Annotated in this window: 15 protein-coding genes; 11 read left to right on the top strand and 4 right to left on the bottom strand. The window is 37.8% G+C overall.

What is annotated here, in order from left to right:
* Nucleotide 1 precedes the first annotated feature (1 nt).
* Genes AAG807_RS08470 through AAG807_RS08495 form a run of 6 tightly spaced genes read left to right on the top strand, consistent with a single transcriptional unit; the run spans nt 2 to nt 9,187 of the window.
* Complete coding sequence (locus AAG807_RS08470) at nt 2-1,900, top strand: hypothetical protein (protein WP_341902339.1); 1,899 nt, start codon at nt 2-4, stop codon at nt 1,898-1,900.
* Nucleotides 1,897-4,803 (top strand): contractile injection system tape measure protein, encoded by a 2,907-nt coding sequence (locus AAG807_RS08475; protein ID WP_341902342.1) that lies wholly within the window; start codon nt 1,897-1,899, stop codon nt 4,801-4,803. Before AAG807_RS08470 ends, AAG807_RS08475 begins: the two co-directional genes overlap by 4 nt.
* Nucleotides 4,804-4,862: 59 nt before the next feature.
* Nucleotides 4,863-5,063: a hypothetical protein gene (locus AAG807_RS08480; RefSeq protein WP_341902345.1), complete on the top strand. Its 201-nt coding sequence runs from the start codon at nt 4,863-4,865 to the stop codon at nt 5,061-5,063.
* A gap of 34 nt (nt 5,064-5,097) precedes the next feature.
* On the top strand, nt 5,098-6,555 hold the full coding sequence (locus tag AAG807_RS08485; RefSeq protein ID WP_341902347.1) for a DUF4157 domain-containing protein: 1,458 nt from the start codon (nt 5,098-5,100) through the stop codon (nt 6,553-6,555).
* 9 nt (nt 6,556-6,564) lie between these two features.
* The gene (locus AAG807_RS08490; RefSeq protein ID WP_341902350.1) at nt 6,565-7,872 is read left to right on the top strand and encodes an ATP-binding protein; all 1,308 of its coding nucleotides are present in this window, start codon (nt 6,565-6,567) and stop codon (nt 7,870-7,872) included.
* 10 nt (nt 7,873-7,882) lie between these two features.
* Complete coding sequence (locus tag AAG807_RS08495) at nt 7,883-9,187, top strand: hypothetical protein (protein WP_341902352.1); 1,305 nt, start codon at nt 7,883-7,885, stop codon at nt 9,185-9,187.
* Between the two features lie 669 nt (nt 9,188-9,856).
* Here the strand turns inward: AAG807_RS08495 and AAG807_RS08500 are convergent.
* The gene (locus tag AAG807_RS08500) at nt 9,857-11,272 is read right to left on the bottom strand and encodes an RtcB family protein (RefSeq protein ID WP_341902355.1); all 1,416 of its coding nucleotides are present in this window, start codon (nt 11,270-11,272) and stop codon (nt 9,857-9,859) included.
* 105 nt (nt 11,273-11,377) lie between these two features.
* Between AAG807_RS08500 and AAG807_RS08505 the strand changes: the two genes are divergently transcribed.
* A complete protein-coding gene (locus tag AAG807_RS08505; RefSeq protein WP_341902358.1) occupies nt 11,378-12,406 on the top strand; it encodes a WYL domain-containing protein in 1,029 nt (342 codons plus the stop codon).
* Between the two features lie 12 nt (nt 12,407-12,418).
* On the opposite strand, the gene AAG807_RS08510 is transcribed toward AAG807_RS08505, so the two are convergent.
* Complete coding sequence (locus tag AAG807_RS08510; RefSeq protein ID WP_341902361.1) at nt 12,419-13,453, bottom strand: DUF4852 domain-containing protein; 1,035 nt, start codon at nt 13,451-13,453, stop codon at nt 12,419-12,421.
* Nucleotides 13,454-13,706: 253 nt separating this feature from the next.
* On the opposite strand from AAG807_RS08510, the gene AAG807_RS08515 reads away from it, so the two are divergent.
* Genes AAG807_RS08515 through AAG807_RS08530 form a run of 4 tightly spaced genes read left to right on the top strand, consistent with a single transcriptional unit; the run spans nt 13,707 to nt 18,976 of the window.
* Nucleotides 13,707-14,597 (top strand): hypothetical protein, encoded by an 891-nt coding sequence (locus tag AAG807_RS08515; protein ID WP_341902364.1) that lies wholly within the window; start codon nt 13,707-13,709, stop codon nt 14,595-14,597.
* Between the two features lie 47 nt (nt 14,598-14,644).
* Nucleotides 14,645-16,150, top strand: coding sequence for a hypothetical protein (locus AAG807_RS08520; RefSeq protein ID WP_341902367.1), 1,506 nt, complete (start codon nt 14,645-14,647; stop codon nt 16,148-16,150).
* Entirely contained in the window at nt 16,107-18,044 is a 1,938-nt protein-coding gene (locus tag AAG807_RS08525; protein WP_341902370.1) for a DEAD/DEAH box helicase, read from the top strand. The genes AAG807_RS08520 and AAG807_RS08525 overlap by 44 nt, the downstream gene beginning before the upstream one ends.
* A 2-nt stretch (nt 18,045-18,046) precedes the next feature.
* Complete coding sequence (locus AAG807_RS08530; RefSeq protein WP_341902373.1) at nt 18,047-18,976, top strand: DNA adenine methylase; 930 nt, start codon at nt 18,047-18,049, stop codon at nt 18,974-18,976.
* A 345-nt stretch (nt 18,977-19,321) separates the two neighbouring features.
* On the opposite strand, the gene AAG807_RS08535 is transcribed toward AAG807_RS08530, so the two are convergent.
* Together AAG807_RS08535 and AAG807_RS08540 are read right to left on the bottom strand one after the other, a co-directional pair.
* Nucleotides 19,322-20,863 (bottom strand): anti-phage dCTP deaminase, encoded by a 1,542-nt coding sequence (locus AAG807_RS08535; protein WP_341902376.1) that lies wholly within the window; start codon nt 20,861-20,863, stop codon nt 19,322-19,324.
* Between the two features lie 134 nt (nt 20,864-20,997).
* Entirely contained in the window at nt 20,998-21,165 is a 168-nt protein-coding gene (locus tag AAG807_RS08540; protein ID WP_341902379.1) for a hypothetical protein, read from the bottom strand.
* Nucleotides 21,166-21,202 lie beyond the last annotated feature (37 nt).

Consider the following 21,202-nt stretch of genomic DNA (forward strand, 5'->3'; position numbering starts at 1 on the left):
CATGTTTATCAAGAAACGAGAACGTACGGATAATTTTTACCAGGAGCTCCAGGAGAAAACCCTTGAGCGACTGCAAGAACTCAGTGGAGATGTCTGGACAGATTTCAATATCCACGATCCCGGTGTCACCATTTCGGACAATATGAATTATGCTTTGTTTGAACTCCAATACAAACTAGAGCTTCCTTTTCGCTCGTTCATTGGTCCGGATAGCAGGGACTATGCTAGCAAAGGGATTTTGTCCGCCGAAACCCTGTTTTCCCAATCCATTGTGACACCCGAAGATTATGAACAGTTATTTATAGATACCATTGAAAATCTGGAAAGCTGTTCGGTTGAATTTGACAAGGGATTTTACCACATCCGTGCTTGCGTTTCAGTTAGGAATCCTTCCATCACCAGCGAAAATATCAAGGAGGAAATCTTCGTCTTGTATCATGAAAACCGAAATCTGTGTGAAGACTTGCGTTGGGATGATATCCAAATTCTGACAAAACTGACGGGAAAACGCAAAAAAAGAGCCGAAGACACTCCTCAAATTGAAAAGACGGATCATTCAAGCCATTCGGAAGAGCCAATCAAAATTCATAATTACCATTCGTTCCAATTGGATTTCCCGGATGTGTACGGACTTGGTCAAAGAGGGCTTCCTTATGAAGCCACAGAACGCAACAAGGCGCATGTATTGCAGCTGAAAGGATATCTGTTGATGATGGATTTCCTGATTGCAAATGTCACTGAACAGATCCAGAACACACCGAAACTACTAAGTTTCAATGATCCTTCTCCGGCAGGAACGGTTTCTTTGGTTTCTATTCCCGACGTGGCAAAAGTGGTCGATCGCGCCAAATTCAGCAAGAATAATCAATTGCAAACGGCTGCTTCGATCCAGAGCAAAAAATCCGGATTTCTGGATATCCTGGACACCTTGTATGGGGAAGACACTGCCCGGTTTTTCCAGGATTTTCAACCTCCGAAATCGAAGATCAATTATCGCTCTACCCTTACCCAGGAATTACCGGAGCTGAACAGGAACCGTTTCCGTTCATTCAACAAACTGAAACCTACTGAAAGCAATATCGTTTTCAAGGAATTGTTTTCACTTCTTCACGGAAGTAAAATTGAATCGGAAATTCCTATTCGCGAACTGCTCAGAAAACGAGACCTGGATTTACTTCCAGACTCCATATTCTTTGAGCAATATGAGGTTTATCTTGACATTGCTCCGATTTCGGGAGTTTTCTATAACCCTATCTTCAATGAAACTCCACAGAACATTCCCGAACAGGAAATGGAGTGGAAAGAAGAGTATTTTGCCTCCTTGCAAGCAGAAATCAGTCTGATCCGGAGAAATGCCATCTTTGAAAGTTTCCTGGAAGTTGGAGCCAATCCCAGAAATTACCGCATGATCCAACTGAGTGAAAACAATCGCTGGATTTTGGTATTTCGCTATCCCGGAAAGGAAGATTGGATGATTTTAGGTTCCTATCGGACCAAAGAGCATCTGATCCGTTCCGCTAACCGCTTTTGGGCATTCATGCGTTTTTTAAATCCGGAAAGACATCTGTTTTACCTGGTTGAACATCGTTTATTGCAGGTTGCTTATCCGAACAAACGAACCAGGGAAGAAGGAAACACCTTATCGATTGTAGCTTCCAGCCGTTTTGAAAACAAAGAAATGCAGGCCCGTTTGGAACAATTGTTACGAGAGCGACTTCCTGCACATTTGAGAATCAGATTGTATTCCGTTGAACCGGATCACATCTATGATTTCGAGCAGATCTATTACAAATGGCGTGAAGCTTTAGCAGATCGGAACACGAAGAAACTGATCCATTTTTCGGAATCGATTCAGGCATTTTTCCGTGTGAGCAAACCATTTCTGCACAACATCCAATGAACAGCATTTCGTCCATAGCGCTCCATGTCACTGCCAGCGATGAATCCTTTATTCAAAACTGGTATCGGGATTTTGACCTTTTCTGCGAGAAGCACATCACTGCGGTGGTAGATCGGGTATTGATGCGCTGTGACCAATACGGATTCGAAATTGAAATTTCAAAATTGGACATTGATCTGGGAAGTATTCTGGAAGATAATTTTGAGGCGGATTTTGAGCGGATTCTGGAAGAAAAACTGGAAGAATGCTTAATCCGGGAAATTCTTTATCCCACTAAGAAAGAGGATAAACGATTAGAGGAATCGGATTATCAACTGGAGGCGCTGAAGCAGTTCCTATTACATGGAACCTTGAACTGGAACCTTGCCAAACGTTTCAAGAACATCACAGAACTATTTCAGCAGGTACTCAAAAACAGGACTAAAGAACTGAATTCATTCCTGAAATCTTATGGTCATTTCACCAGTCTTCAGCACCGCATGATCTACCAATTTGAAGATCCGAGTTTGTTCCAGGTCGTGAAATTGATGGCTCCCGAAGAGTTTTCCTTCATTCAATCCTATGTGATGTACTTGCGTATCAAATATGCGGAGGTTCCAAATAGTACCATTCGGGAAGAAGAGCGAAGAGTTGTGATCTGGAAAGTCGTCTATTCCTATTTATTGAATAACCAAAGTTCGACTTTCAACACGAAATTGTTTGTCCGTGAAACCATCGGGAACCTGGCTTCACACATTAATTTGAGTTATGGCCAATTGCTGAAGACGCTCACTTTTTTCCTGGACAATGGTTTCGGAAGTGCGATTCCCTCCGGTTTGCAAGTTGTATTACGCGAGCTGAAAGAGGAAGAATACAGTTCTTACATGGCGCTCCGGATTCAAAAACCGGATGAGTGGCCACATATTTTGCGTGAAATGAAATCCTCGAAACAAGATTTCAAATTGCAGGATACTGATTTGGAACAATTGCGCACCTTGCTCGAAAACGAGAAAAATGTACTTCAAATCATCAAACCGCTCAACGAAACAGAGATCTTCGACCTGGTTCGTATACTCGTTCCTTCGGATGCTCCTTTTGTGATCGAATATGCCAAGCATTTGAATACGCAAAACCAAAGCGGTGCACTGCAAGGAAAATCAAGTGGTGATTTTTTACTTTTCAAATGGCAGGTCATCCTTCCCTTGCTCGCACTTTCGAAGAGTTCAGCTATCAACAGGGAATACTTAGTCTGGCAAGTTTTCAAAAGGTTATCTGCCCGTTACAACATTGAAATCTGGCAAATAATCGCCTTTGCATACAAAGAAACCAGTACCTGGAAAGTCCAGAACGGGCTTCGGGAATTAGTGCTGCAACTTTATCTTGAATTGGTTCAGGGGAAACCCAAAAGGGAGGAGACCAAGACATTCGATTCGGTACATTTCCAAATCCGATTATTGGAGGAAAAAACCAAATTGAACAAAGACCAATTGCTTGAATTGAAATCCAAACTAAGCTCTTCCTTATTCAGGGAAATCCTGCTTGACAGTTTGGGTGAATCTGCACGGCACCGTTTACTCGCCATCGTCCTGCCTTCCAAATCCATTGAGCTTTCCGCATTCATGCATGTTCTGAATCAATCCGGAAACGGAGCGAAAATAGAAGGTCGCACAATCGGTTCCATTCAACGATTGAAGTGGTCCTTCCTGTTTGATGTACTGGAAAACGTGAAAAATCAAGTCTTTAACCAGGAAGCGATTGTCACGCGTATTTTGGAACGGACAGGAGCCCATTATAACCTGACCTTGAAACAATTGGTGGATTACTTCTATTTGGATTTCAGACATTCCAATTTTTCACTACCTTTTAACCTGTTTAAAATACTGGCTTCCATCAAGTTGAAAATCGATTCGGATGAATCAGTCACTGCGGACAAAAAATCAGCTGACCAATCATTCGATTCAAAGATTCAAGTTGAGAACAGGAAGCTATTGATACACTATTTCACTGAAAACGAGCAAAGCATGCCGATGATCAATGCTATTTCACAGGATTTGGAGTGGATGAAGTTCCTCTCCCCGATTTTGGATGCGACAAAGCGATTGGTGGATTACATTCAGCTCAAGTGGAGAATTCGGATCAATAATCAATTGCTGCTGCAAACCGTTTTTCAGTTCTCAAAAAATGCTTCACACCGAAGTCAAAAAGAATTGATGGTTGAATTATGGAATCTGATTCAGAAGAGCCTGAGTCGCACCCAACGGATTCAATTGATGAAGGAATTCCTATCCTCGAACAGTCAGGAGACCTTGCTTAAAGAATTGAATTCAACTCTTAAGAAAAATACCGCTAACGAGACGGAAGAGGAAATTGAAGCAGCTCTAATCGATGAAGAGGAAGAATTGATGGAAGAAGAAAACAACAACGCCAATGTATTTATCGACAATGCAGGATTGATCCTGCTTTCTCCTTTCCTACCGAGACTTTTCACCATGTTGGAACTCACCGAAAACGGAAAATTCAAAAACAGGGATGCTCAGATAAAGGCTATTTTCCTTACCCAATATGCTGTTTTTGGAAACGGAGAATTTCCTGAATATACATTACAACTGAATAAACTCCTGACCGATTTCAAAACAGGCGTTCCTATCCCAAGAAAATCCGTTCTGACGGATGAGGACAAAACCATTGTTGATAGTATGCTGGAAGGTGTCCTACAAAATTGGGGACGCTTGACCAACACCACCGTTGCAGGATTACAGGAAGGTTTTTTACGCAGAGAAGGAAGACTGGAAGAATTGGAAGAAACTTATTTATTGACAGTTGAATCCAAAGGATATGACATGTTATTGGATCACGTACCCTGGAATTTCAGGACCGTCAAATTCAGTTGGATGCAGAAAGCAATTCAAGCAAAGTGGAGGTGAAAAAAATTCAATCCCGATAGCTATCGGGATAAAAATTCAAAATCTTAAAAAGATAAATTATGAAAACAAGTAAAAGTAACATCACGGACGGAAAGCAAAATTCGGCGATTCAATCGAAAGCGCGAAATCAAGGGAATGAAGGTTCTATTCTTCAGGCTTACAAAAAAGGAACCGCCCAGCTTGCTGCTGATAAGGAAGAACCTGTACAGGGAAAGTTTGATACGGCGCAATTGGCAGAAGAGGAAGAAGAGATTTCCTGATCCCAAGAGACACTTAAATAAAATTTGAAACGTCATGAAAACACATTCGCAATCCAAACAAACGGAAAGTTCTTCCATTCAGGCAAAAGCTCAGAATCAAGCCAATGAAGGGCACATTCTTCAAGCTTATAAAGCCGGTATTTCTCAGTTAGCAGAAGATGAAAACTCCATACAGAAAAAAGAAAATAAAACGGGCTTACCTGATAACTTGAAATCCGGGGTCGAAAACCTTTCGGGGCATAGTTTGGATGATGTGAAGGTTCATTACAATTCTTCGCAACCGGCTTCTCTTCAAGCACATGCTTATGCACAAGGAACAGATATTCACGTGGCTCCCGGACAGGAAAAACACCTGCCTCACGAGGCGTGGCATGTGGTACAGCAAAAGCAAGGTCGCGTACAACCAACAAAGCAATTGAAAGGAACTACCAATATCAATGACGATGCCGGGTTGGAAAAAGAAGCAGATGTGATGGGTGCTAAGGCCTTGAATACCGTTTCAAGTGACACCCAACTACAATTCAAAACTCCGGATAACAAAACCAAACAAATGGCTTTCACTGGTCCGCAATTCAATCAGGCAGGAACTCACAATGGTAATTATCCGACTCACCTGTTTACCAATAATGGTACTCAGCCAAATACGGGCTGCGGAAGTTCTAACACCATCAGGACAGCTGGAGAGCGTCTGGCCCCGGGTGCGGCATCCAAACCGGGGACACCAACAAGTATGAACCTTTATCGTGGCGGTTTTTCCAGAGGTGGAGGCTTAGTTCGGGATAAAAATCTGAATCAGGCTTCTACTAAAATGCATTTGATTAATCATCGTTTAGAAAACAGTAACAAAACCCAAAATAACGCCTCAAATATTTTTCTTGGAACACAGAAAACCAATAACCCGACACATCTTCACCAAGTGGAAAATCCAGTAATTAATTCTGTTACAAATTATAAATCTGGCGCGAATGCTCAATATGAGACTGCTATGCTAAACGCTCAACAATTGCAAGAACCAAACGGTAACCCGGTACTTTACTGGCCAAATGCTGTAATCCCCGCACCTGCAGCTATTCCAGCAAATAATCTAAATCAAGCAGCTCTTGATCTCAACAATGATGTTATTACTCCTCCCAGTATTGTAACAGGTGTCAACAAAAAGAAACCCGGAATTCCAACCGGAAAATATCTAGACCTTAACGGATATATCGGATTAAGACATCTTTGGCTTGAATATACTGTAACTCCGAATTATGCTGGAGCACCTGGCCACATTGGAACAAATATCAATACGGAAACTTTGTTCGCTCAAAGCAAAAAGACAAAACAACGAAACATGTTATTGGGCAAAATTGCAAACTTCACCAATAATTTCCAGGATAATGCTTTTCCAGGAACATTCACTAATGATGTGGATTATTATTATGCAAGTTATGATCCTGCAAATAAATATGCTACGGAAAATGAAAACATGACAATCAATGCCGATCTATAAGCTCAAACCATGAAAAACTCCATTCAATACTTCCAAACTTTGCTTCATACAGCTTTCGCCCTCTATTTCGGGCAGGAAAGTGAGTACAAAACACTGGAGGAAATTCCGTTTCCCAAAAGCAATGAATTGGAAAAATGGACGGGAAAAGAGCTTTTATGGGAAGAGAAAATAGCTTTATTATTGGCGCTCATGCCACATGTCAGCCCTCAAACACTGGATCTGTTTTTCATTCTGAATAAGAACCTGGATCGTCCATACACCGAGTTTGGTGGCTGGAAGGGAACATCGCATTCAGGATTCTTACCGACCGGTGAAACAGCAGCTTTTCTATTGGCGCTCAATTCGGAGGAAAAGCGCAAGGTGGTGGTGAATCTCTTTGATCAGACACATTGGTTTTACAAAGAGAATGTGATCCGATTGGAAGGTCAGGGAATTGGTGAACCGTATTTAAGTGGGAAGTTGTGCGTTTCGGATGAATTCCTGGCAAAAGTTTACCGCGATGGGAATTACAGACCGGATTACAGTAGCGATTTCCCGGCACGACGGATGGAAACACCTTTGGAATGGGATGATCTGGTGTTGCAATACAATCTAAAAGAGGAAATTGAACAAATTACCCAATGGTTGGAACATGGTAATGAGATTCGGGAGCAATGGAAGTTGGACAAATTCCTGAAACCCGGTTACCGCTGTTTATTTTATGGTCCTCCGGGAACAGGAAAAACCCTGACGGCATGTTTACTTGGAAAACAGCACGGAATGGATGTCTACCGAATTGATTTGTCTATGGTAGTTTCCAAATACATCGGTGAAACGGAAAAGAACCTGGCAAAAATATTCGACCGGGCAGAACACCAAAACTGGATTTTATTTTTTGATGAAGCAGATGCCTTGTTTGGAAAACGAACGGAAACTTCGGATTCCAATGACCGACATGCCAATCAGGAAGTGGCCTACCTACTCCAACGGATTGAAGACTTTCCCGGAATGGTGATTCTGGCAACGAACATCAAAGACAATTTGGATGAAGCCTTTTTCCGCAGATTTCAATCGATTTTGTACTTCCCTGTTCCCAATCAACAGTTGCGTTATGATTTATGGAAGCGCTTAATTCCACAGGAGTGGCTTGATGAACAAGCTGCCGAACTATTGCAGGAAGCTGCCATGATCAAGCTTTCGGGTGGTAGCATGCTGAATGTCGTCCAATCGTGTGCCTTACAATTATACAATCCGAAAACTTCCAATAAATTGAGTCTGGACATGCTTAAAAATACGATTAAGAAGGAACTGGAAAAAGAAGGAAAATTGGTGAATTAAGAATTGAATTATGAAAACTATTGCAGGGTTATTGATATTATTGGTTGTTTCAGTTCAAGTTGCTGGTCAGGTACAAGGACAACGTGGTCAAACATATACTGCTCCATGGGATATTCCGGCATTGGAGGATCCTTACTTTTTCGAACCTTATTTTGACACTATTTACATCCACGACACCGTTTATGTTACGAATGCAGATGCTTTCCTGAAAAAGTATTACAAGGGGAAAGTCAATCTGAACGATCTGATTAAAAACCAAAAAATACTCGACAGCATTTTACAAGATCTCAGCAAGGTTTCCGGGAAAGAACTATTCTACAATTACTTTGGGAATCATCGATATCCGAGAGCTTTATCCAACAGTATTTCCATCAAGGAATTTTCACTGGGAGAAGACCTTCAATTTCAAAAACGGTTTCAGGAGAAAGAATATGGCGGATCCGGAAATTTAAATGACGGCCTTCTCTTTCGTTTCAACGGAGCTTCCCGGACTAATCGTTTTCTCACCAATGAAGAGGTTGTAATCCGGGCAATTTCTTACATATTCACCGCACTTCAACAAGATAGTTCCAAAATCAAAACGATCAGCTTATACTTCCCGGATTTCAATTTCAAGGAAAAAAGAGCAATGGCTCAATTCACAAAATCGATCCGGAGAGTCATGGATGCTTCCAAGTATCCGTCTATTACAAATATGAAACTCAAGGTATTTTTTCATGAGCCGAAAGATCGCGAGATCATCGGTGAAGATTTCATGTATGCGTTGACTCTAATGGCTGATGATGTAATCTTATTGGACCCTACCAATATCATGGATGATTACTACGTAAAAGGCGATCCTTTTACCTGGTCGGAAATTGAGGATCTCAGTTTATTTACTCAGATTAACAGTCATTTTTACCTGGCAAAGTACAGTACCAGTGATACGGCTTCCTATAAAGGCACTCTGAGTAATTTCTCAGTAAATTCCATCCGACCTGTTGTCATGGGTGATAATCCAAATAATAACTGGGAATCCTATTTATGGTTCCTGATCGGTTTAGTATTCCTCATTGTTTTGATTATCTTGTTATACCTGCTCTATCCTCCCTTCTCCTATTTATTGAATCAGAATATGGGAATCATTTTGGCTTCAGCTATTATTTTTGCTCTTGAATTCTTCATACTGGTAGCAGCTCTTTTCAATTACATGTGCACGGAAGATGATGAAATTTCATCCAGCAAGAACTCCTGGATCCTTTTCTGCATGCCGATTTTGATGGTCGTCGTTTTGCCTTTGATGCGGCAATTTACGCGGAACAAAAAACTCCCATAATTCAGAATGAGAAACAGAAACAGAATGAGAAACAGAAACAGAATGAGAAAGAGAATGAAAATGAGGAGGGATTCTAGTAAAAGATAATGATCTGAGTTCTTATTCTGAGAATTTCTCAATAAAAGTAGGAGAAGGAGAATGAGGAGGAAGATTGTAGTTCTGAAAAAGAATTATTATCTTAATAGTAACAACAATCTTTTACTACTATGTTCGAATTTCAGAATCTTGAAGTCTATAAAAAGGCAAAAACATTTCACCTGGAATCAAAGCAATTAATAAACTCTATTCAATTAGACAAAATAACAGGAAATCAATTATTCCGTGCCTCTTTCAGCATTGTGCTAAACATTGCGGAAGGCTCCGGAAGATATTCTAATCCTGACAGACGACATTTCTTTGTTATTTCAAGGGGATATCTGTTTTTGAATGCATAGCTATCATAGATACCTTATATGACTCCAATTCCATTAATAAAGACACTTTTGACTCATTCTTGAAAAAAGCGGATGAATTATCAAGAATACTCTATGCAATGGTGAAAAATTTGAGCAACTAACGATTTCTCTTCTTGATTCTCATTCAAAACTAAAACCCCAAAACCGGATTGTCTTGGGGTGAGCTCTCGATAAAAATGAATATAGGAATTCGAGAGCGATGGATTAAGTTTGATTATTTTTCGTTTTTTTGTCTTTCTTCCATTTTACGAAGTCTTTTTTGTTTCCATGGAGCATTTTTCTCCCAGTCGCCTGCCATGATACACCCAAATGGCATCACCTCATCGATCACCTTCCCTAAACCGAACTCGTCCATCTGGTTTCGAACTGTTGTTGCATTTTTATATGCTGATGGCAATTCCGTGATATCGATCTCTTTCGAGAAAAAACGCACATCCAAACCAGCAGTCTCTTCTGCAAAAATAGATTCGATCGATTGATCTCCTTTTGATCGACGGTGTTGCGTTCTACTCAAATTCCGTCCTGCTCCGTGTGGAGCGAATCCTAAATTCGAACCCGTTGTTTCACCTTCTACGATCAAAACCGGCTCCGACATATTCAAAGGAATCAAACGCGGTCCGGTGATATCCGGCATAAATGCAGCATCCAATGGCGTCGCACCTTTTGCGTGATAAAACAAATCGTCTTTTTTGAAAACAAAATTATGTTCGTTCCAAAATCTGTTCTCCACTTCAGCACCTAATTTTTCAGCTGTTGCATTATGAATCACTTCATGATTTGCTTTGGTCCAGGATCTGATCACCTGTAGAGCATCCCAATAGGCTTTCCCTTCTTCGGTTTCGAATGGAATCCAAGCATTTTGTTTCAAGGTATCCGGAGAAATTTCTTTTCTGAATTTCTCTGCTATTTTCATTCCTTTATCATACAAACGGGCTCCTACCCCACGCGAACCGTGATGCGTGATCATCATCGTGTTTCCGGTCAATTTGGAAGTCCCCACAAACAAAAAGTGATTTCCATCTCCTTGTGTTCCTAAATGAGAACGTGCCGCTGCAATCATCTGCTGATCTTTCAAGAAGGCATTTTGTTCAAATGCTTCCAATAACTCCGTTGGAAAACGGAATTGTGTATCCCGATCTCTTCCACCCGGTCCGAAATGCGTTATTGAATGTGCTGCATCCAAGACATCTTGAGGATTTGTTTTTCCAAAATCTGTCAATAAGACCGAACAACAAATATCCGCGCTATGCATTCCCGGGTGAATGGAGTTTCTTGTCACCACCACGCCACCTACCGGAATAGTTCCGATAGGGCCTGTTGGACAAGCATCCGGCATAATCGCCCCACCGACCACTGTCGGTGTTTTCACGATTTCCTGCATGGATGCAATAACACTTTCCACATTGGAGATTTCCACCTCTTCTTCCGCCCGGATATTGATCGCAAACGGAGCACCTGCTTTATTCAATGGAATGATCGGTTGTGAAACATAAGGCAACAAATATTCCGTCATTGCTTCTTCTGTCAATTTATTTTCATTGATGTATTCGATGGCTTCTTTAAACCATTTTCCTGGACGGTATCCCAATTTGATCAATGTATCTCCTGATATATTTTTGTAATTTTCCATGTTCTAAATTTGTTTCGTAGTAACGTTACCAAGTTTGATGAAGCAAAGGTTAGAAGTGTCTACGCAATCATTTTGCGTAGATAAAAATAAATTTTACTTTTGTTGATGGCACAAAATAAAAACGCGCTGATCCGCTACAAAACCATTGATAAATGTTTACAAAATAAATACCGTCAATGGACGCTTCAGGATCTGGTTGAAGCCTGCTCCGATGCACTTTATGAATACGAAGGTCGCGATGTGAATGTGAGTTTGCGCACTACCCAGCTAGATATTCAACTCATGCGCAGTGATAAATTGGGTTACAATGCCCCGATCGAAGTATATGACAAACGCTTTTACCGATATGCCGATGAGGATTACTCCATCACCAATATTCCCTTAACGGAAAACGATATGACGATTCTCAATGAATCGGTCGAAATGCTGAAACAGTTTAAGAATTTTTCCCTATTCCATGATCTGGACGGGGTGATCCAGCGCTTGGAAGATACGATCTATGTGGAAAAAACACATCGTTCAGCCATCATTCATTTGGACAAGAATGAGCAATTAAAAGGACTGGAACACTTCGATTCGATCTATCAGGCAATCGTAAAACAAATCTGTTTGGTATTAAGTTATCGATCATTCAAAGCACGCGAGCCGATTCAGGTTCTCTTCCACCCCTATATTCTAAAACAATTCAATAACCGTTGGTTTGTTGTTGGAAGAGAAGAAGGCAGAACACAGATTATGACTTTTGCTTTGGATCGGATTGAACAGGTCGATTACAACCTGGAACTGGATTATACTACTCAGAATTTCAACGGAGATGACTTTTACAAGGATACTTACGGAGTAACGGTTCTAAATGATTCCATGTTAATGGATGTGACTTTAAAAATTGATCGAAGTAATGCTCCGTACGTACTAACCAAACCTTTTCATCATTCACAAGTGTTACTGGAAACATTGGAGGACGGAGCAGTCATCATTCAACTGCGTGTTCATCTGAACATGGAATTTGATCGCTTGATTTTGGGATTCGGACCTTCCATTGAAGTTCTCAAACCAAAGATTTTGAGAAACCGCATTCGTGGAAGATTCAAACTGGCTTATGAACAATATTTGCAAGAAAGGCCGAAAAGTTGATCGTAAAGCAAATTACTTCAACCTTTTCATACCAATATAATTGTAGTTCTGGTTTTCAGAATCCACCATCGACATCTCTAAAATGGTGAGGTGAAAGATGTTGTTTCCCGGATTTTCAGCAGTCGCTCCACCCGGAACCGGCTCTTTCGTTATGGAAGTGCAAATCACTTTGATTTGAGCGAAAGCCTTTCTGTTTCCATTGTAATCCGCTGTGTTTACATTGAGGAAAAAATCTGCATTTTCTTTTGCGGATTTGATGGTTGTAAAGTTTTTGGAGTTGTCGAAAAGCACTTTATTATCTCCGGAATATTTCAGAGGCTTGGAACCATAAACTGTCGGATTGTCTACAATTTGAAACTCCCCTTTATCAAAAGCATACTTACTCAAATAAGCAGGTAAGGTGATGAAGAAAGTATCTTTTAAACGCACCTCTTTCCGGGCAAGATCCAATTTCTGAATCCATTCCTTCTTTTCCTTTTCAAACCCATTCAGGTTCAACTCGAATGCTTTTCCCTTTGACGGATCAACAATCTTACAATATTTCAAAGCGTTATCTGCAGAGCTTCCTTTCGATTGTTCCAGGTTCAGCAAAAAAATCGTTCGTTCATCCAAGAAATCAAATCCTACCGATTTGTTCGGATTCGTGAAAACAATCAGTTCTTTTGCCTGCAGTGCTTTCTCGATAGGCATATACAAAGTCAAACCATTCGGTCCTTGCAACTCAAAAACTACCGAATTTTTAAACTCAAATGTACAATGCTCCTGGAACGACAAGATATTCTTGATGACGCATTTCGATCCGGTAATTACCGTGTCCAGTTCACGGTATCCACATACATTTTTCTTGTCCTTGATAAAAATCCCTGCGTATTTCTTTTTTGCACTGAATACATTCTTTCCCGTTTCACCAACAACGATCGTATCTCCTTTGGAATACGTATGCTTCGAGACAGTTGACTGATACTTTTTCAATTTCTCGGCTTCCTGAGCGAAGATTGAATGGAACGAACAAACAACGAATAGAACGAATAAGAATAAATGATGCATATTTCAGTTTGGTTTTAGTGATTACTAAAAGTAATGCCAAAAATAGGAGAATTAATTGCGAATTGCGATTATGTCCAATTTAATAAACTCCTTTAATTCATGTTTTCATGTTATCTCTATATAGCTTTAAAGGTTATTTTTTAGTTCGGAAACAAAAAACACCAATTGGGAAATAAATTTTAGTGATTCGGAAATTAAATTTCGTCATTCAATGCTCCTACATTCTCTTTGACTCGAACAAAAAAAACAGAGCATGGGAGGTCAATACGAAGCTGATAAAATCATTCAGCTTCTTCAATTTTGTTCATGGAAAGCACACACTTCCATGAGCCACAGTGGACTTATCGAATTAGCATCTAAGCTAGGTGAATTACCTGGTGAAAAAGAAAAATATCCAAACGAAAAATATCTTGTGGATCTACTTAGTGATGCAAAGTCAGCAATCAAGCAAGATAATATTATCCGTAAACGGAAAAGTTATATTGATCTATTATTAAATTATTCCGGATATAACAGTTGGAGAGACTGGAAAAATAAATTCTATATATCTAACGAATATATTCATTCTAAAGATTTTGAATCAACTCCTATTCATCAAATGAAAACAGCAATATGGGTACCGGAATCATTAGGAAAGCAACTCCGTGCTTTATTAATACAACTTCAAAAGACTTCGTCTTTGTCATTAGAACATTTCTTCTATAGGGATGAAATTGAGGAAAATGATATTAAACAGGAACTGATTCAGTTTAATGAATATCATTTTATTATTTGGGTTACATCAACCTCTTGGACTGAACGGATGAAAAGTTCAACCTTACAAGAACTATCAAAGTCAAAAGGGGTTATCCCGGTTTGGATTGACCCAATTGATGTATGGGAAACAGACCCTCCATTTATCAGCTATTTGAAACAAAAAGAAATAATCGGAGGAATCCCAGGAATAATTTGCTCACTACTCCAGATAGATGAATTATTCAAAACCGATTCCAATTTGAATCACTCGGATACTGAGAATTCTAATCCTGTAACGCCAAGTACACAACACTTTCATGATAACAGTAGTGGTTTTATAAATCAAGGAAACATAAGTAATCAAAATAACACCGTCCAAACAATAACTAATTATCACACCAAAAATTAACATTGGATTTCTACTACTCAAATAATATAAATCTAAACTCATAACTTATGGAACAAGAAAATACTACCAGTGGCATTAGTCCGCATTTGTATAATCAAAATAGTAATGTTGCCACTCAAAAAATTGTAAATAATTACTACAGTACAAAAACTGAAAAGGTAGACATTGAAGGTGCAAGAGAAATCAATCCCAAGCTCAAAAAAATAATTGATAAAGTTAAGCGTCAAGCAAGTCCTCCTTTAACTGATGTAATAGATTTCAGAGATGAACTTCGAGAACGATTTGAAAGAAATATCCAATTAGTGCCTACAAAACATCTTCGTTTTAGAAAGAATAACGGTCGTATCATTGCGGATGTTGAGAGTTATGAGCAAGAATACCATATTAAATTGGACGAGGAGAGTGACCAAACCCAAGAGATATTACGTTCCTTTTTATTAAACAATGATAAAGAACGTAATGAAGAATTAAAGCGATTACTTACACATAAAGGACAACAACGGCCTGCGATAATCACATGCGATGGTTTTCTAATTAATGGAAATCGCAGAAAAATGATTCTGGAAGAGTTATTCCGAATTTACAATCAAGACCCTCGTTTTGAAAGTATGAGAGTTATTATTTTACCCGAGGGAGTAAGCGAACTAGAAATTCAACAAATAGAAAATCGTTATCAACTTCAAAACGAAGGAAAATCTGAATATCAAGGTCTAAATCGTGCAATTAAATACAAACGTAACATCGAAAATGGTTTTTCACTCGAAGCCCAATTGAAGGATGACCCCAATTACCATGAACTCCCCCCCAGTGAGTTTAAAAAGGTTGTCTTGGCATTCGAAAAAAACTTTCTTAATCCCTTAGTTTGTATTGATCGTTACCTAGGAGGGTTAAATCGTAAAGGAATGTATAACACAATTACGGAAAGCATCAATGACAGAGAGGGTCGTTGGCAAGCTTTTGTGGATTACAGCAATTTTTATAATGGCACTTTAGCTAGCAAATCAAAACTCGCTCAACTCAAAATCAAAGAAAGCGAAGTTGGAAAACTCGAAACGGCAATTTTCAAAATCATAAGAAAACGTAGTCTTAGTAGTCGTTCTGGAGACAGTCCAGTAGGAAAACTCCATGAATTCATTAGGAAACTACCCAAATATCTTAGCAATACGGAAGCCGCAATAAATATTTTGAAGATTGCCAATATTTCTGATGAGATTTCTCAAGAATTAAAGCAAGACAAACAAGGAAATAAATCACCTGAACGCGAAATAGATAGTAGATGGGGAGCACTTCATGAAACCGAGATATTAAGTAATCTATTTCAAGCACAACGCCATCTAAACAATCAGGAAAATAGAGATAAACCTCTCGAATTGTTAGAAGATGCTTTGAAAAAATTGAACCATAATAACTTGAAAATAGAAAATATGGGATCAGAATATTTTGAACACGGACTGGAATTAACTCAGATGATTAGTATTAAAGCTGATGAAATCTATAAAGCAATTGATCATGCGCGCTACAATTTCAAGCAATCAGAAAAAAAAGGTAAATAGTCTCAGAATAGACCTATTTGAGTCTGTAATTTCAATTTCAGGTGGTACCATCTTACAAAAATACCAACTTGCTCAATTTGAATTCTATGGTTATAAACCAAATGAAAATAACCTATACAAACATTCGGATTTACCTATTCAAGATATTATCAAAACTATTGATTATCTGGATGAAGAGAATTTAAATTATACCCTCTCGAATTCCTTAGCCAGTATGATTAATTCATTTCAAAAAAAAAGGCAGGCTTTAAATGAGGTGTTCGCGAAAGTAAAGTCAATAAAAGAAGATGCTTTGCTTGATGAAACATTTGTTGAGTTTAAAAAATTCACGGATACACTACCTAGAAAATTGAAGCCACATCAATTGAAATCCGCATATCATTTCTATGCATTAAAAAACGGAGCCAATTTTTCTGTGCCGGGAAGTGGAAAAACCTCAACTGTTTTATCAGTATATGAAAAGCTTCGAACGGAAGGTAAATGTAATTTACTTTTTATAGTTGGTCCTCCATCTTGTTTTCAACCTTGGAAAAATGAATTTAAAGAAACTCTCGGTCGCACCCCTGACTCACTGATCCTTTCCGGAGGAAATAAGCAATTTAGAAAAAGTGAATATCAAAGACCTAGAGAAAGCGCTTCGGAACTATATCTGTGTACTTTCCATACAGCCTTAAATGATACTAAGGATATTATAAAATTCCTTTCTCAAAATGGTGTAAATGCGCTCATGATTATTGATGAGGCTCATTATATGAAGCAATTGGGTGGGTCCTGGGCAAATTCTTTATTGGAGATTGGACAACATGCATTTTATAAAGGAATTCTTACAGGTACTCCTATTCCCAAAAGTTATAAAGATCTATTTAATCTGTTCGATTTTCTATGGGAAGCAAACTCTTCACTCACAGAAAATGAAAAGATTCAGATTGAAGTTTGGGAGAAACAAAAGAATACCCTAGAAATAAAGAAGATTCTGAATCAAAAAATCGGCCCATTATTTTATCGGGTTCGAAAAAAGGACCTTGGATTAATCCCTGCCAAATTTCACCCTCCTATAGTTGTGAAAATGAATGAAACAGAAAAGTGCATTTATGATTATGTCCGAGCTAAAATTCTTGATTTAAATGAACAGGACTATTTCAAAAATGAAAATACATTAACCAATTTATGGAGAGGTCGAATGATTCGTTTAAGACAAGCTGTTTCGTATTCTGGATTACTCTCATCCTCAGTAGAGGATTATACTGAAGCTTTTATAAATAATGAGGATTTAAACTCTAAAATAATAAACTACAACACATTAGAACTACCGGGGAAACTACAAACATTAACTGATTTAGTTTCCACAATACGAAAAACGGACAAAAAAATATTGATTTGGTCTAATTTCGTTGGAACATTGGAATTAATTAAAAATCATTTTATCACATTAGGGTATGGAGCTGAACTCATTTATGGGAAAACACCTATTCGAAAGGATGATACAATTATTATAGGAGAAGAAAAAACTAGGGAAGACATTCGAGATGAATTTCTGGATATGAAAAGTAATCTCGATATACTAATTGCGAATCCTGCAGCATGTGCAGAATCCATCTCTTTACACAAAACATGTTTTCATGCAATTTACTACGATTTATCATATAACTGTGCCCAATACCTTCAATCCTTAGATAGAATTCATCGCGTTGGTGGTTCTGAAGTTAATGAAGCAAACTATTACTTCTTGCAATATGCAAATTCTATAGATCAGGATATCAAGCGCAACCTGGACGAAAAAGCTCAAAAAATGTACGATGTAATCGAACAGGATTACAGTATCTACGACCTAGATCTATATGATAATGAGCAAGACGATATCACAGCTTACAAAAGACTTTTCACTAAACACTGAATATGGAAACATCATTAATTAAACTATCAAACAAACCGAAAAAGATCAATACTCCCTTTGGTTATTTTGGCTCTAAAAATAAAATTGCTTTGCAGTTATGCGGAGACTTACCACCTCATAATTGTTGGGTTGAGGCATTTTGTGGTTCAGCAGCACTGACTTTAAGAAAAGAACCTGCCCCGATTGAAATCATTAATGACATAGACAATGAGATTTACAACTTTTTTCAGCAATTACGAAAAAATCCAGCAGAGCTTATCCGGGTCACTAGCTTAACACCATATGCCGAGCAAGAACTTCTTAATGCAAGAATCCCTTCAGACGGATTAAACGATTTGGAAAGAGCCCGTCGGTTTCTTGTACAATCCATGATGTCTATTAATGGAATATTTGGGGAAGCTCGAAGCGGCTTTTCTTACTCAGATTCTTTCTCAAGAAACGGTCAGGATGCAAGAGTAAGCAGATGGAACAACTTACCTGAAAGGCTCGCACTTGTTGTTCAAAGGTTAAAAAAGGTTCGGATTGAAAATAAAGATGCTCTGAAAGTTCTAAAAAGGTATATTGATAGACCCAATACTTTGGTCTATTTAGATCCACCATACTTAGGGAACCGATCAAATGGATATAACAATGATGCAAATGACATAGAATTTCACACCAAACTATTGGAATTAGCAAATCGTTCTAATTGCATGATTTTTATAAGTGCCTATGAACATCCTCTTTATGAAAAAATGCTTTCGGATGGCTGGTGGTGTAAAAAGGAGATCGTCACTTCTACTAAAGGTTCAAATGGAAAGTTCAAAGAGAGGATTGAAGTTGTTTGGATGAATAAACATTATATGAACGCTTTAAATAACAAACAAGTTCCCAGCCCACTTAGTGCTAAAGAAAAAAGTGAGGGAAAATATAATCCGGAAAGAAAAGAGTGATTTAGAAAATAAAAGCCCATTCTGCAAATCGAGAATGGGCTTTTATTTAATTTGTATGAAATTAAATCTTACCAAAGAATAATTTAACATCCTATTTGATCCGATTTCCCAATTTGTTTTTAGATTTTTTGAACTACAATAAACTATTTAGAAAATTTTACACTAGACATTTTTCACTTAATTTTTGTTATCTACGATTTAAGATTTTACAATATATTTCTTTACGTGGATTTAAATGAATTATTCTTGCTTCATTTACGGGATTTGAATAACTAAGTTTTGTACTTGAATTGAAATCAAAACTTAATTGTTGATTATTATCAACTTGTTTTTTCAAGTTTTTTTTCATGTCAATGATATTAATTCTTTATTTTTCAATTCTTGAGTTACCTGACTTTCTAAAAAAGGAATTGCTCGTAAAGATAAAGTATTTTTTGGTTTAACTTCTTTTGGTGGAATAGAGATTTTAACACCGTTATGTTTACGTTTATAACCATCCATTTTAAAGAAATCTAAGTATCTTCTTGGTGAAACACCATCATACATTAAAACTCTTACCAATGTCGTATCTGATTCATTTTCTGTAAGAGCGTCATCGTGTAATTTAATTGCGAGACTTTTTCTATAAGGTTCTATATAATAGACTTCCTTAATCCCCGCTGCAATGATATGTCTTGCACAATTATGGCAAGGGTATGTTGTACAAAATAATTTACCTCCTATCATTTGTGTACCTGACTTTTGACTGCCTGAAATAATTGCTAGCATTTCTGCATGTACTGCACGCGAAAATTCAATTAATTCTTTAATTCTAGAATTTTTTATTAATTCATCTAGCTCATCCCTTCTAGCACTCAAGACTAAGCCTCTAGAAATTAATGAGTTGACCAATAAATCACGAATTATTTCCTTTTCTTTATCATTAAAACATAATCCTGCTCCTTTATGCATACATCTTTTATCACTTGAAACATTGTTCATATCCGTCTGATAAACACCGCCGTTCACTTTTGGCACATCATTCCAACCTATTGACAATATTTCACCTTTTTCATCCGTAATACAAGCTCCTACTTGCCTACTTAAACATGCTGAATTCCCTGCAGCTGAAGAGGCTAAGTACATTGCCGTTTCATTAGCTGTAGGAGTAACAATCTCATTATTAAATAATAAATTTAAAAATCGCTTAATTTTAGGATCAATTACATTTGGAGAGTTATCTTCAATACGCAGAAAGAAATCTGAATTCACAAATGTATCTGTCACCATTTGTCCATGATGAGTTTCTTCTCCTGAATCTCTATCAATCAATCTGTAGATTTCTTCTTCTTTCAGACCTTTATCCTTAAGAATCTTTACTCGAACATCAGTAGGAGAATAAACACCAAAAAAATAAAATATATCACGATAAATAAGCCTAAATAAATTTAATTCTTCTTTATTTTTAATTGAATCAATAATATAACAAATTCTATTTGATTCGAATTCAGTGTCAGTTTGTTTAAGTTCTTCTCTATTAACAGCTATTTCATTTATTGCTAATTCAGCTAAAACTGAATTGTCATACTTTTCTCTTAAAGCATTTCCTTCATCAATGAGGTTATTATATCTTTCAAAACCCTTTATTTTTTCAAGTTTTAAAGAATTATTACTATGGCGAATGATCAAATCACTTAATTTAATTCTTCTACATTGATAACCATATTTGCTCTCCAAAATTTCAATTAATCTATCTGAAACAAAAGAAATATCAGTTCCAATAGGTCCACACAAACCAATTACCAATTCCTCAGTGTGAGTATCATTTATTCTTTGCTTTAATTTGCGAGTATCTTTTTTTGCGTCTTCGACTTCTACAAGTTTTAATTGTTGCGCTGGTTCTGTCATTTGTGAATAGTGTTAATTATATAATAAATATATCCAAAAAATCAATTACTTATGTATTAATAACTTTAGAGAAACTAGAAATAATTAATATTAACTGGTAAAACTGAAAAAGAGGAGTTTCCTCCTCTTTTCCTTTACGCGTAGCTAACCAATTTCCATGTTACTGCTTTTCCGGCATAAGGTGGCATTGTGTCTCCTTCTGCAATTGGTGCTGTTGTAGAAGGCGTTCCCACTACTTCCCATTTTCCGCTTTCCGGGCACTTCTCACCCGTTTTTGCTGTTGTTCCAAGAGGTTTTCTCATGTGATTTGTTATTTAATTATTTCCTCAAAATTGAGTT

This window comes from Fluviicola taffensis DSM 16823 (assembly GCF_943372375.1).
In the GTDB taxonomy this organism is placed as follows: domain Bacteria; phylum Bacteroidota; class Bacteroidia; order Flavobacteriales_D; family Crocinitomicaceae; genus Fluviicola; species Fluviicola taffensis_A.

What these genes read in the sequence shown, in the direction of transcription:
- AAG807_RS08470 (WP_341902339.1), top strand. Translation starts at nt 2, where the DNA reads ATGTTTATCAAGAAACGAGAACGTACGGATAATTTTTACCAGGAGCTC.
- AAG807_RS08475 (WP_341902342.1), top strand. Translation starts at nt 1,897, where the DNA reads ATGAACAGCATTTCGTCCATAGCGCTCCATGTCACTGCCAGCGATGAA.
- AAG807_RS08480 (WP_341902345.1), top strand. Translation starts at nt 4,863, where the DNA reads ATGAAAACAAGTAAAAGTAACATCACGGACGGAAAGCAAAATTCGGCG.
- AAG807_RS08485 (WP_341902347.1), top strand. Translation starts at nt 5,098, where the DNA reads ATGAAAACACATTCGCAATCCAAACAAACGGAAAGTTCTTCCATTCAG.
- AAG807_RS08490 (WP_341902350.1), top strand. Translation starts at nt 6,565, where the DNA reads ATGAAAAACTCCATTCAATACTTCCAAACTTTGCTTCATACAGCTTTC.
- AAG807_RS08495 (WP_341902352.1), top strand. Translation starts at nt 7,883, where the DNA reads ATGAAAACTATTGCAGGGTTATTGATATTATTGGTTGTTTCAGTTCAA.
- AAG807_RS08500 (WP_341902355.1), bottom strand. Translation starts at nt 11,272, where the DNA reads ATGGAAAATTACAAAAATATATCAGGAGATACATTGATCAAATTGGGA.
- AAG807_RS08505 (WP_341902358.1), top strand. Translation starts at nt 11,378, where the DNA reads ATGGCACAAAATAAAAACGCGCTGATCCGCTACAAAACCATTGATAAA.
- AAG807_RS08510 (WP_341902361.1), bottom strand. Translation starts at nt 13,453, where the DNA reads ATGCATCATTTATTCTTATTCGTTCTATTCGTTGTTTGTTCGTTCCAT.
- AAG807_RS08515 (WP_341902364.1), top strand. Translation starts at nt 13,707, where the DNA reads ATGGGAGGTCAATACGAAGCTGATAAAATCATTCAGCTTCTTCAATTT.
- AAG807_RS08520 (WP_341902367.1), top strand. Translation starts at nt 14,645, where the DNA reads ATGGAACAAGAAAATACTACCAGTGGCATTAGTCCGCATTTGTATAAT.
- AAG807_RS08525 (WP_341902370.1), top strand. Translation starts at nt 16,107, where the DNA reads ATGCGCGCTACAATTTCAAGCAATCAGAAAAAAAAGGTAAATAGTCTC.
- AAG807_RS08530 (WP_341902373.1), top strand. Translation starts at nt 18,047, where the DNA reads ATGGAAACATCATTAATTAAACTATCAAACAAACCGAAAAAGATCAAT.
- AAG807_RS08535 (WP_341902376.1), bottom strand. Translation starts at nt 20,863, where the DNA reads ATGACAGAACCAGCGCAACAATTAAAACTTGTAGAAGTCGAAGACGCA.
- AAG807_RS08540 (WP_341902379.1), bottom strand. Translation starts at nt 21,165, where the DNA reads ATGAGAAAACCTCTTGGAACAACAGCAAAAACGGGTGAGAAGTGCCCG.